At 41.5% G+C, this 12,930-nt stretch carries 12 protein-coding genes; 1 reads left to right on the top strand and 11 read right to left on the bottom strand.

Going from position 1 to position 12,930, the window contains the following annotated elements:
- Position 1: 1 nt before the first annotated feature.
- Positions 2–760, bottom strand: a complete 759-nt coding sequence (locus ACORHU_RS04560) for an ABC transporter ATP-binding protein (protein ID WP_000173358.1) — start codon at positions 758–760, stop codon at positions 2–4.
- 384 nt (positions 761–1,144) lie between these two features.
- Between ACORHU_RS04560 and ACORHU_RS04555 the strand changes: the two genes are divergently transcribed.
- On the top strand, positions 1,145–1,336 hold the full coding sequence (locus ACORHU_RS04555) for a hypothetical protein (protein ID WP_000680764.1): 192 nt from the start codon (positions 1,145–1,147) through the stop codon (positions 1,334–1,336).
- Positions 1,337–1,764: 428 nt separating this feature from the next.
- On the opposite strand, the gene ACORHU_RS04550 is transcribed toward ACORHU_RS04555, so the two are convergent.
- The 10 genes from ACORHU_RS04550 to ACORHU_RS04505 all read right to left on the bottom strand — a co-directional run bounded on the left by ACORHU_RS04550 (position 1,765) and on the right by ACORHU_RS04505 (position 12,929).
- A complete protein-coding gene (locus tag ACORHU_RS04550) occupies positions 1,765–2,754 on the bottom strand; it encodes a lipoate--protein ligase (RefSeq protein WP_061759091.1) in 990 nt (329 codons plus the stop codon).
- 59 nt (positions 2,755–2,813) lie between these two features.
- A complete protein-coding gene (gene lpdA / locus ACORHU_RS04545; protein WP_140832617.1) occupies positions 2,814–4,517 on the bottom strand; it encodes a dihydrolipoyl dehydrogenase in 1,704 nt (567 codons plus the stop codon).
- 45 nt (positions 4,518–4,562) lie between these two features.
- Complete coding sequence (locus tag ACORHU_RS04540) at positions 4,563–5,606, bottom strand: dihydrolipoamide acetyltransferase (RefSeq protein ID WP_434365062.1); 1,044 nt, start codon at positions 5,604–5,606, stop codon at positions 4,563–4,565.
- Between the two features lie 627 nt (positions 5,607–6,233).
- Positions 6,234–7,226: an alpha-ketoacid dehydrogenase subunit beta gene (locus tag ACORHU_RS04535; RefSeq protein WP_000448714.1), complete on the bottom strand. Its 993-nt coding sequence runs from the start codon at positions 7,224–7,226 to the stop codon at positions 6,234–6,236.
- 15 nt (positions 7,227–7,241) lie between these two features.
- Positions 7,242–8,210, bottom strand: a complete 969-nt coding sequence (locus ACORHU_RS04530; RefSeq protein ID WP_414337509.1) for a thiamine pyrophosphate-dependent dehydrogenase E1 component subunit alpha — start codon at positions 8,208–8,210, stop codon at positions 7,242–7,244.
- A gap of 153 nt (positions 8,211–8,363) precedes the next feature.
- Positions 8,364–9,725 carry a sodium-coupled multidrug efflux MATE transporter PdrM gene (pdrM, locus tag ACORHU_RS04525; RefSeq protein ID WP_434365059.1) on the bottom strand — a complete coding sequence of 454 codons (1,362 nt, stop codon included), beginning with the start codon at positions 9,723–9,725 and terminating at the stop codon, positions 8,364–8,366.
- A gap of 41 nt (positions 9,726–9,766) precedes the next feature.
- The gene (locus ACORHU_RS04520) at positions 9,767–11,035 is read right to left on the bottom strand and encodes a dihydroorotase (RefSeq protein WP_434365057.1); all 1,269 of its coding nucleotides are present in this window, start codon (positions 11,033–11,035) and stop codon (positions 9,767–9,769) included.
- A 12-nt stretch (positions 11,036–11,047) separates the two neighbouring features.
- The gene (locus tag ACORHU_RS04515; RefSeq protein WP_049491427.1) at positions 11,048–11,512 is read right to left on the bottom strand and encodes an NUDIX hydrolase; all 465 of its coding nucleotides are present in this window, start codon (positions 11,510–11,512) and stop codon (positions 11,048–11,050) included.
- A gap of 9 nt (positions 11,513–11,521) precedes the next feature.
- Positions 11,522–12,175, bottom strand: a complete 654-nt coding sequence (locus tag ACORHU_RS04510) for a uracil-DNA glycosylase (RefSeq protein WP_434365055.1) — start codon at positions 12,173–12,175, stop codon at positions 11,522–11,524.
- A gap of 61 nt (positions 12,176–12,236) precedes the next feature.
- Positions 12,237–12,929: a YjjG family noncanonical pyrimidine nucleotidase gene (locus ACORHU_RS04505; RefSeq protein WP_434365053.1), complete on the bottom strand. Its 693-nt coding sequence runs from the start codon at positions 12,927–12,929 to the stop codon at positions 12,237–12,239.
- Between the last annotated feature and the right edge of the window lies 1 nt (position 12,930).

Raw genomic sequence — 12,930 nt, 5'->3', positions numbered from 1 at the left:
ACTAATTCACCTCGCTTGCCATGACAGTCAAGGTATCAGAGATCTCTTGGAACATCTGACGTTCTGTCTTCTCTCCACGGTAGATTTGATTATAAAGAATTCCGTCCTTGATAAAGAGTACACGTTTAGCTCTGCTAGCTGCTGCTGTTGAGTGGGTTACCATGAGAATGGTTTGGCCACGCTCATTGATTTCATCAAAGACATCAAGTAAGGCTGCAGAGGACTTGGAATCAAGAGCTCCTGTTGGCTCGTCCGCAAGGAGAATTTCAGGTTCTGTGATGATGGCACGGGCTACTGCTACACGCTGTTTCTGACCACCTGAAATCTCGTAAGGGTACTTCTCTTGCAATTGGTTGATTCCCAGATTCTCAGCTGTTACCACCAATTTCTTCATCATCTCCGTAATGGGTCTTCTTGACAATACAAGCGGAAGCAAGATATTGTCTTTTACAGAGAGAGTATCTAGCAAGTTAAAGTCTTGGAAGACAAAGCCCAATTTTTCACGACGGAAGCTAGAAGCCTGTGAATTTTTAATGGTTGCTGTATCAGTTCCATTCAAGTAAACCTGCCCACGACTTGGTTTATCCAGCATAGCTAGAATATTGAGAAGAGTTGATTTACCAGAACCAGACTCACCCATGATGGCAACGTAGTCACCCTTTTCGACGGTAAAGTGAATATCCTTGAGGGCTTCTACTTGGTTGCCCTGAAAACGAGTTTTATAAATTTTTTGAACGTGTTTTACATCTAAAAGTGTCATGAGAATCTCCTTTCTTAATATCCCATCAAATGAAATGTCTCTTGCATCATAGCGCACCCCAACTGAACGCGCTCGATATCTTTGTGGCTTGGTTTTCTTTTTTTCTTCTGTAAGATTTGTTTCATGATGTTACTCCTTTGTTCTTTATGAGTCTAGTTTACATCAAAAACAGACCGCTTGCCATAACCTAACCTTACAAAAGAGACTTTAATCTTACATTTTTGTAAGATTGGGGGGAATGTAGGCAAAATTACTTAGAAAATTATTTGATTTCCTATTTTTAAAGTTGTAAAATATAGGTGTGAAAAGGCTTACTTCGATGAAACACTATTTAATTTAATACTTGCAAGTCGTTCTACCTATAAGGAAAGAAGGTGCTCTTTAATGAAACATAAAGAACATATACTCATCGGAATTCTCTATCTCCTCTCTCCATTCATCGGTCAGCTCTTAGTTGAAAAAACATACTTTATCGGTACAGAATTTACAGCTACTGCTTATGCTATTTGCTGGCTATCAGTTGTTATCAGCATCCACTATTTTTCAAAAACAGTTTTCTCTCAGAAGCAAAAATAGATTAAAAAACTGAGTTTAAAATAATATTTTTAATTTGTATATGAGGCTGAGAAAATCTTATTAAAAGTAAAAAAGCTTTAAATCAATAGTCTAAACTGCTTGATTTAAAGCTTTTTTGCTTATTCCACATCTTTTGTTAAACCTCACCAAAACGGCTCTATCTAACTTTTGAGGTATAGTTCAACTATAAGAGATAATAGTCTTTTAGGATTTTTATAGCAAGAAGAAATCAAAAAACAAATCTCATCTATGTCACCTTACAGTCAATCTATTACTAACTTTCTTATCTCTATATTCAACCCTACCTAGTTTTTTATTAAGGATTGGAAGCGAGTTCTTTTTGATTTTCTTTCAGCAGACTTCAAGATTTGTCCTATCCAGAGGATATCTTTTCTTCACCCCCACAATGACTAACAAATGGCTTTTCTTTACTCTACAACTGCTTCAGCGATTTCTTCACGACTAATACCAGCGAAGTAGCGTGTAATATCAATTGTTTCTAGTGCTTTAAGGACATCTTCGCGTTCGTATTTCACTCCACGAAGGACATCTTCTACTGCAGCAACGTCTTCGATACCAAAGAAGTCACCATAAATCTTGATGTCTTGGATTTTTGATTCGAGAACATTAGCAAATACTTCCACCTTACCACTAGTGAATTTGGTTCCACGACGGACGTTAAATTCAGGTGATTTACCGTAGTTCCAGTCCCAAGTTCCAAACTTGGTGTCCTTGATACGATTGATTTCAGCCAATTCTTCCTCAGAAAAAACGTATTCTGTCATTTCAGGGTACTCTTTTTTCATGTATTCCAATAGTAAATCACGGAATTCTTCGACAGTGATTTTTTCTGGTAATTCATTGATAATATTGGTTACGCGAGCACGGACGGATTTCACACCTTTTGATTCAAATTTATCCTTTGAAACCTTGAGGGCGTTAGCAAGGACTGACAAATCAACGTCAAAGAGCAAGCAACCATGATGCATGATACGACCATTGATATAGGCTTGGGCATTACCACAGAATTTCTTACCGTCGATTTCTAAGTCATTACGGCCTGTGAACTCAGCTTTAACCCCAAGTTGAGCTAGTGTATTGATAACTGGCGTTGAGAAGCTCTTAAAGTCAAAAGCCTTGTTTTCATCTTCTTTTGAGATGATCGTGTAGTTTAGGTTATTTAAATCGTGGTAAACAGCTCCACCACCGCTGATACGGCGGACCACCTCAATGCCATTTTCGCGAACATAATCCCGGTTGATTTCTTCGATAGTGTTCTGGTGACGACCAACAATGATAGATGGTTTGTTAATCCAAAGCAGGAAGATTTGATCCTCATCCAAAAGGTGTTTAAAGGCATATTCTTCCAAGGCGATATTAAAGGCAGTGTCGTTTGAATGATTGATAATATATTTCATGATATCCCTTTATACGATAGAGACTGGAAAACATCTTTCCAGTCTAATCTATCTTTCTTTTATTTTTTCTTAGGTGAGTGGATGGCCATTCCTAGAACATCCGCAAATGCTTCATACATCACTTCAGAATAGGTTGGGTGTCCGTGGATAGTCTTCAACATTTCTTCTACAGTGATTTCCATTTCGATGATGCTTGACGCTTCATTGATCAACTCTGCAGCTGCAGGGCCAATGATGTGAACACCGAGGATTTCACCATATTTCTTGTCTGCAATGACTTTAACAAATCCTTGAGCAGCATCTGATGCAATGGCACGACCATTAGCAGCAAAGTTGAATTTACCAATTTGGACATCATATTTCTCACGAGCTTGTTCTTCTGTTAAACCAACTGCTGCTACTTCAGGAAGTGTGTAAATAGCTGCAGGAGTCAAGTTCAATTTAGCAACATGGTGATTTCCTTTAAGGGCATTTTCAGCGGCTACTTCACCCATACGGAAGGCTGCGTGAGCCAACATCTTGGTACCATTGATGTCACCTGGTGCATAAATACCAGGAACAGAAGTTTCCATGTACTCGTTAACCTTGATACGACCACGGTCTAACTCGAACTCTACTTCACCAATTCCTTCGAGGTCTGGTACACGACCGATTGAAAGAAGAGCTTTGCTTGCGATAATATCGTCTTTTCCTTCAATCTTGATACGAAGTTTACCATCTTCTTCGATGATTTCTTGCAGTTTAGTACCAGTCAAGATAGTCATACCTTTTCGTTCAAGAATCAAGCGAAGATTCTTAGAAACTTCAGCATCCATAGCTGGCACGATACGGTCCATCATTTCAATAACAGTTACCTTAGAACCAAATGTCATGAAGGCTTGACCGAGTTCAATACCGACAACTCCACCACCGATGATAACAAGGCTTTCTGGAACTTCGTTAATTTCAAGAATGTCGTCACTTGTCATGACAAGTGATGATTCCATACCAGGAACGTTAATCTTGCTGACTTTTGAACCACCAGCAAGGATAATCTTCTTAGTTTCAAGCAATTCTGAACCATTTACCAAGACATTCTTGTCTTTAGTGATGGTTCCAATTCCTTTATGAACAGTAACTCCATAGCTACGAAGAAGTCCTGCAACACCACCAACAAGAGTATTTACAACTTTAGACTTAGTTTCTAAAAGTTTTTCCATATCAACAGTGAAGTTAGGATTTTCAATCACGATACCACGATTTGCAGCATGACCGATGTTTTCGATAATTTCAGCGTTGTGAAGATAGGTCTTAGTTGGGATACAGCCACGGTTCAAGCAGGTTCCACCAAGTTCAGATTTCTCAACAAGGGCAACCTTACCGCCGAGTTGGGCGGCTTTAATGGCTGCAACATAACCAGCAGGACCTCCACCAATCACAACAATATCAAAGGCATCATCGCTCTTACCATCATCATTTGAAGCACTTGCTGCAGGTACTGGGCTAGCTTCTGGCACTGCTGATCCAGCTGTTGGGATGTTTTCCCCTTCTTCTCCAAGGTAACCGATAACTTCCGTTACTGGAACAGTTTCACCATCTCCTTTAAGGATAGCAATCAAGTAACCATCTTCTTCGGCTTCCAATTCCATGCTGACTTTGTCAGTCATGATTTCCAAAAGGATTTCTCCTTCTTTTACAAATTCTCCGACTTTTTTATTCCATTGGACGATTTGTCCTTCTGTCATATCCACGCCGGCTTTTGGCATAATTACTTCTAAGGCCATGTCTTCCTTCCTTTATCTATATCTTAAAAATGAATACTCTTGCTCTTAAATCAACATTGAGATTGGATTTTCAATCAAGGCTTTCAAGTCTTTCATAAACTTAGCACCAGCCATACCATCCACAACACGGTGGTCAATGGTTAATCCTAGACTCATGATTGGGCGAATGACAATTTCACCATTGACGACAACTGGTTTCTCAATTGTCGAGCTCACACCAAGGATAGCTGAGTTTGGTTGGTTAATGATAGGACCAAAGGACTGAACGCCAAACATTCCCAAATTACTGATTGTAAATGTTGAATTTTGCAACTCACTTGGAGCTAATTTACCATCCAAGGTACGGCCAATAACATCCTTAAAGGCTACAACCAGTTCTGAAAGACTCATCTTCTCAGCATTGTAAACAACAGGTGTCATCAATCCATTATCCATCCCAACTGCCATCGCAAGATTGACATAGTTGTGAGTGATAATGGTCTTGCCATCTTCGGTCAATGAAGCGTTGATGTATGGGTGTTTTATAAGAGTCTTAACAACCGCAAGCGAAAGAAGGTCTGTTACAGTAGTCTTCTTCCCGGTTGCTGCCATGATTGGCTCCAGAACCTTCTTACGAAGAGCCAACATTTCCGTCATATCAACTTCATAGTTAAGGGTGAAGGTTGGAGCAGTTAGGTAAGATTCAACCATACGTTGGGCAATAACCTTACGCATTGGTGTCATTGGAATACGCTCAATTTCACCGTATGGTGTTACATTATCAGGAACTTCTTCCACTTTTTCAATTTGAGCAGGAGACTTGATGGTATCGTTTTCGATATTTTCAGGAAGCAAGGTCAAGACATCCTTCTTCATGATTTTACCACGATGACCGGTTCCTTGAATTTCCTGCCACGCAATGTTATGTTCGAGGGCAATTCGTTTTGCAAGTGGCGAAATGCGAACCACGTTTGTGTCTTTATAAGTTTCCACGTCTTCTTTGTGGACACGACCGTTTGCACCTGAGCCAGAAACGTCGTAAAGGTTGATCCCTAAATCATCCGCTAACTTTCTAGCTGCAGGAGTCGCTCTTAGCTTGTCATCAGCCATGACCTCTCCAATTCTATTTATGATACAAAGGGCGTAAAAAGCGACTGAAAAATAGGAAATCGACGATGGCTTCGATGAAGCCAAGGAGATTTATCTTTTTTCCGAGCTTTTAGCCCGTGTTCGAATATAAGATATTAAGGACGAAGAGGGCAATGAAAAAATAGGAGATTGACGATGTGTTCGATGAACACAAGGAAATCTATCTTTTTTTCGCAGACCTCCGTCCGAATTCAATTACATGATACTAAGGGCGTCAAAAGCGACTGAAAAATAGGAAATCAACGCAGACTTCGATGAAGCCAAGGAGATTTATCTTTTTCCGATCTTTTAGCCCGAGTTCAACTCTACAAGCAACTTGGATACAACACGTATCTCAAGTTGCTACGGTTGCCGCTATTAGGCGGTCAACCTAGTAGACTGACTAATTCATTCGTCGAATATTATCGATTCGACTCTCTCATGTCGCAACTCTTTAAATCACTTGGATACAACACGTATCTCAAATTACTACGGTTGCCGCTATCAAGCGGTCAACCTAGTAGACTGACTAAATCTTTCATCGGTTATTATCGAACCAACTCTTCTTGTGATAGGATGCGATGTTTACATAATTTATCTTATGCAATACTATTCTTTGTTATAAGTTTTTCGGATGGCATCTTTGATGCTTTCAACTGTTGGAATCATTGCATTTTCTAGGTTTTGCGCATAAGGCATTGGCACATCTTCTCCTGCGCAACGACGGATTGGTGCATCTAGGTAGTCAAATGCTTCTGACTCTGAAATAATTGCTGAAATCTCTCCGATATAGCCACTTGTTTTATGGGCGTCGTTAACCAGAACAACCTTACCAGTCTTCTTAACTGAGTTTATGATGATATCCTTATCAAGCGGAACAAGGGTACGTGGGTCAACAATCTCAACAGAAATTCCTTCTTCTGCTAATTCTTCAGCAGCTTGAACCACACGACGGAGCATTTTTCCATAAGTAACAACTGTTACATCTGTACCTTCACGTTTGATTTCCCCAACTCCAAGTGGAATCGTGTAGTCTGGATCAACTGGCACTTCCCCTTTTTGGTTAAATTCTGACTTGTACTCAAGAATGATAACAGGGTTGTTATCACGGATAGAAGACTTGAGCAGTCCTTTCATGTCCGCAGGCGTACCTGGTGCCACAACCTTAAGACCAGGAATATGAGTGAACCAAGACTCTAGAGATTGTGAGTGCTGAGCGGCAGAACCTACCCCATTACCAGCTGCGCATCGAACAGTCATTGGAACCTGACCTTTACCACCAAACATGTAACGAGTTTTAGCAGCTTGGTTGACGATATTGTCCATGGCAATAACCGAGAAGTCCATGAAGGTCATATCAACGATTGGACGAAGTCCTGTCATGGCTGCTCCTGCTGCTGCTCCAGAGATGGCAGCTTCAGAAATCGGACAGTCACGAACACGTTCTGGGCCAAATTCTTCAAGCATTCCGACAGAAGTACCGAAGTCTCCTCCAAAGACACCGACATCTTCTCCCATCAAGAACACATTTTCATCGCGACGCATTTCCTCAGACATAGCAAGGATAATGGTGTCACGGAAGGACATTGTTTTTGTTTCCATTTTATCTCTTTCTCCTTAGTCTGCGTAAATATCTTCAAATGCTGATTCAAGCGGTGGGAATGGACTTTCTTCCGCAAATTTAACAGAAGCTTCTACTGCTTCCTTGACTTGCGCTTGAATTTCTTCCAATTCTTGGGCACTTGCAATAGTGTTTTCAATGAGGTAGTTGCGGAGGTTTTCGATTGGATCTTTTTGTTTCCACAACTCCACTTCTTCACGCGTACGATATTTACCAGGGTCAGATGATGAGTGACCAAGCCAGCGATAAGTAACACTTTCAATCAATACAGGCCCATTGCCACCACGAACATGGTCTACGGCTTTCTTAAATCCTTCATAGACGTCAATTACATTGTTTCCATCTTCGATGAACATTCCAGGAATTCCATAAGCGGCGCTACGTTGATGGATATGTTCTACATTGGTCATTTTTTTGATATCCGCAGAGATACCGTAACCATTGTTAATGCAGTAGAAAATGACTGGCAGGTTCCAGATAGAGGCCATGTTTACTGCTTCGTGGAAAACACCTTCATTGGTCGCACCATCTCCAAAGAAGCAGACTACGATTTTTCCGGTATTTTGCATTTGCTGACTGAGGGCTGCACCGACAGCGATTCCCATACCACCACCTACGATACCATTGGCACCGAGGTTACCGGCATCAAGGTCGGCGATATGCATAGATCCGCCTTTTCCTTTACAGGTTCCAGTGTATTTACCAAGGATTTCAGCCATCATTCCGTTTAGGTCAATTCCTTTGGCAATGGCTTGCCCGTGTCCACGGTGGTTTGAGGTAATCAAATCATCTGGATTGAGAGCTAACATAGCCCCCACGTTAGCTGCCTCTTCACCAACAGAAAAGTGCGTCATTCCTGGCACTTTCCCTTTCTTTACTAATTGTGCAATTTTTAAGTCCATACGACGGATTTCTTCCATCTTACGGAACATTTCTAGCAAAAGATTTTTATCTAAAGTTGACATCTTCTTGCCTTTCTAACTTTCTTCTTACCTTACTATTTTACCGTTTTTGGAAAATACTGTCAAAGTTTTTCTTGAGGAAATTTCACAAAATAAAAAAGAAAACCCCATGAAAACAAGAGATTTTCTCATTAAGAATATTTTTTCACAAACTTTTTATCGTTTAGATTTTGCTACGGATTCAAATCTCTTCATAATCACAGTTAAACGCCAACGGTAGAGCGCCCCACTCACGATTAGACTAATAATCAAACCGATCCAGTAAGAATAAGCTCCAAAATCTGTTAGGGAATCAAATACCATAGCCACTGGAATCGCTACACCCCAATAACCAAGCAAACCAAGGTAAAAAGGAATAACGGTATCCTTATAACCCCGCAAAATCCCCTGAAGAGGTGCTGCAAAGGTATCTGCTAACTGGAAGAAGAGGCTGTAAGTCAAAAAACGCGCTGTCAAATCGATAAATTCTGGGTCGTTCCCATAAAAACTAGCCACATTTCCCCTAAAAATGTAAAGGAAGGATAAGGTAAAACCTGCAAAAATGAGGGCAGTCCATCTTCCTAAACTAATATAGGTTTTCGCATCATCAAATCTCTTGGCTCCCACTTCATAGGAAACAACAATAGCCATAGCCGATGAAATACTCATAGGAAAGGCGTACATGAGAGTTGAAAAGTTCATAGCTGACTGGTGACTAGCGATAATCAAGGATGAGAACTTAGCCATAATCAAGCCAACCACTGAAAAGATAGCAACTTCCGCAAAGACAGTTCCCCCAATAGGCAAACCTAAGCGAACTCCTTCCTTGATTTTATCCATATTAAGCGGAATGCGTTTCTCAAGATGTAGTGCTTTGAGCTTCTCCTGTTTAAATAAAACCAGAACAGAAATCCCAAGCAAGACCCAGTAGGCCAAGGATGTTCCTAAACCAGCACCAGCCCCTCCCAGCTCTGGAACTCCAAAGGCACCGTAAATCAAGAGATAGTTAAATCCACTATTGAGCGGGAGTAACAAAAGCATGAGATACATGGACAGCTTGGTCAAGCCCAGCGAATCCAGCAAGGAACGAATGACACTAAAGAGTAACAAGGGGATAATTCCAACAGATAAAAACCAGAGATAACGAACCGCTACTGCAGCCACTGGTGCTTCTAGTCCGATATGATTCAAGATTGGTGGTGCCAAGAAAAGCACCAGCCCCAGCAAGACCACAGATAGGCCCAAGGCCAAATAAATAAATTGGTAAAAATCAGACGCAACTTCTTCCTTTTTACCTCGACCAATATGGTGACCAATAATAGGCACCAGGGCTGACACAATCCCTGTCAGAAATGTAAAGAAAGGATTCCAGATACTGGTTGCCACAGACACACCAGCCAAGTCCATGGTATTGTATTGGCCTGTCATAGTCGTATCAACAAAGGAGGCAGAATAATTGGCAAATTGATAAATCAGGATAGGGAAAAATATCTTTAAAAATAAGATAAATTTGTCTTTAAAATGATGAGTCTGGTACATATAGGCTCTCTATTCTTTTTGTTTACAGAGCAGACTCCCACCTAGTTTTGATAGACGATTTGTCCCTTACAGATGGTGTATTTAACCTGCCCTTTTAAGGCTTCACCGATAAATGGTGAATTAGTTGCTTTGGAAGCAAAATGGGAGTCCACAAGGCGGTCAGCCTTAGCGTCAAAAATAGTGATATCTGCTGGACCATTCTCAGCCAAGTAACCTGCTTCAAAGTTATAAAGCTTGGCTGGGTTGTATGTCATCTTTCCGAGTAATTCCATCAAGCTCAACTCCCCAGCTTCCACCAAATAAGTCAATCCGAGGGAAAGAGATGTTTCTAAGCCAGTCATGCCAGATGGTGCTTTGGTAATATCCTCGACGTTTTTCTCATCCGCATGGTGAGGCGCGTGGTCAGTTGCGATAACTGTGATGACGCCTGATTTGAGGCCTTCGATAACGGCACGACGGTCTGATTCCAAACGAAGCGGCGGATTCATCTTAGCATTGCTACCTTGTGTCAATAGGAGTGCTTCGGTCTTGGAGAAATGCTGTGGCGCTACTTCTGCTGTGACTTGCGCACCTAGCCCTTGGGCAAACTCCACTACTTTAACACTTTCTTCCTTTGACAAGTGCTGGATGTGAACATGGGCCTTGGTCGCATAGGCAATCATGACATCACGCGCCATCATAGCATACTCAGCCACCCCAGTAGCACCGCAGATATGGAAATGTTCTTTAGCAATGTTTTCATTAAACCCAAGAATACCGTTCAATCCTGGATCTTCCTCATGAAGACTAATAAAGGTGTTGAGTTTTTTGGCTTCCTCCATGGCTTCCTTGACCACTTTACTGCTTTCAAGTGGAATACCGTCGTCTGAGAAACCAACCGCTCCAGCTTCTAAAAGCGCCTTAAAGTCTGTCAAATCATGCCCATTAAAATTCTTAGTAATGGTCGCAACCGTCTTGACATTAATCCTCTCTTTAGCAGCTGACTGGAGAACTTCTTGCAAAGTCTCCACGTCTGAAACGGTTGGACTAGTATTAGCCATCATGACAACCGTTGTAAAACCACCTGCAGCAGCTGCAAGGGCTCCAGTATGGATGTCTTCCTTGTGGGTCTGACCAGGTTCACGGAAATGAACATGAATATCAACTAGTCCAGGCGCAACTACAAGACCGGTAGCATCTAAGATTTCTGCTCCTTCTTCCTTGATTTCGGCAGCAATTTTGATAATTTTCCCATCTTGAACTAAGACATCACACACTTGATCCAAACCAGACTTGGGATCCATAACACGACCATTTTTGATTAGTAGCATCTGCTTTCTCCTTTATTCATAGAAATCGACTTGGGTATCCAACAATTTATCCCCATCATAAACAAACTTGGCTGAAAAGAAGGGTTTGTCCTCCAAAAGCCATTCAACAAAGATGTGGTCACCTTCCCAAGTTGGCTTGCTCAAAACCTCATCATAGGGAACCCATTCCAGCGTTCCCTCATTGCAGTCAATCAAGTCACCCTCAAACTCTGTCACCTTAAAAACATAGGTGTACCAGTCTAAATCTGGCGTAAATTCAGGAAAAGTGATGACACCTTTTAGAACTGGCTTGGCTTTAAGCCCTGTTTCTTCAAGGATTTCACGCGCAGCGCATTCTTGAGGAGTCTCACCTCGCTCTAGCTTCCCACCAACACCAATCCATTTCCCTTCATGGACATCATTGGGTTTCTTATTACGGTGGAGCATGAGTAGTTCTTTTCCGTTATCAATGTAGCAAATCGTCGCTAACTGAGGCATATTTTCTCCTTATCTAAGCCAATCGATTGGCTCTTGTCCTGTCTCTTCTAAGAATGCATTGGCCTTGGAAAAAGGCTTGGAACCCCAAAATCCTCTGTAAACAGATAAAGGACTGGGATGGGCTGATTCGATAATCAAGTGATGAGGATTGGTAATTAAGGACTTCTTCTTACGTGCATAAGCTCCCCATAGCACAAAGACCACTGGCTTATCTAGATGATTGACCACCTGAATCACAGCATCAGTAAAAGGCTCCCATATTTGACCAGCATGACCATTAGCCTGTCCAGCAGGAACCGTCAAGCAAGCATTAAGAAGCAATACTCCTTGCTCAGCCCAAGCCGTCAAATCATGAGATTTCTTAACTCCAATGTCATCTGACAATTCTTTCAAGATATTTTGCAAGGATGGCGGAGCTGGGATAGAATCAGGTACAGAAAAACTCAAGCCCTGCGCTTGACCTGGTCCGTGATAGGGGTCTTGCCCTAGAATCACTATCTTCACTTCTTCAAGCGGTGTAGTCAAGAGAGCCTGAAAAACCTTTTCCTTAGGTGGATAAACAGTTCCCTGAGCATAGACATGCTCCATAAACTGATTGATTTTCGCAAAATAACCCTCAGGTAATTGCGCCTTAATCAAAGCATGCCAAGACGAGTGTTCCATAGCCGACTCCTTCATTTTTACTGCCTCTATTATAGCAAAAAGTGGCTATCTAAACCACTTTTTACAGTTTATATAAGCAATCCAGCAAATCTTGATAAGAATGGACTTCGTAAGTCGGCTGGGCTTGTGTATGATTTTCGAGGTGATGAGGATTGTACCAGATAGTATCAATCCCCGCATTATTGCCACCTTGAATGTCGGCGGTTAGGGAATCTCCAATCATCAGAGTCTTTTCTTTACTAAATCCAGCAATCTGTTGGCCAATTTTTTCATAAAAAAGAGCATCAGGTTTTTGTGTTTGCAACTGTTCAGAGATAAAGACTTGATTGAAATAAGGTGCCAGACCAGATTGAGCCAAACGACCTGTCTGAATGGCAGTAATGCCATTTGTCGCAGCATACAGCTCATAATCTCGCTCGATGAGGTTGTCTAAGAGTTCATGAGCGCCTGAAAAAGTTTGTCCCTGTTGAGCGAGGTAAAATTGGTAACGCTGGGCTAGAAAACTACCATCTTTTTCCTGTCCAAAGTGAGCAAATAGACGAGAAAAGCGCGTGTTAACCAGTTCTTGTTTACTGATTTTCTTTTGCTCCAAGTCCTTCCAGAGAGCCTTGTTCATGGGAACGTAAAAGTCTTTGTAGGCCTGAATATCTACAACTCCTTCTTCTTTTAGAAGTTGCGTCAAAGCCACATCCTCAGCAGCATCAAAATCAAGCAAGGTGTGGTCTAGGTCGAAAAGTAGAAATTTGTAGGACAAT

Origin of the sequence: Streptococcus sp. KHUD_015 (assembly GCF_051106265.1) — a bacterium.
Classification (GTDB): domain Bacteria; phylum Bacillota; class Bacilli; order Lactobacillales; family Streptococcaceae; genus Streptococcus.
This window is presented reverse-complemented; position numbering and strand designations above follow the sequence as displayed.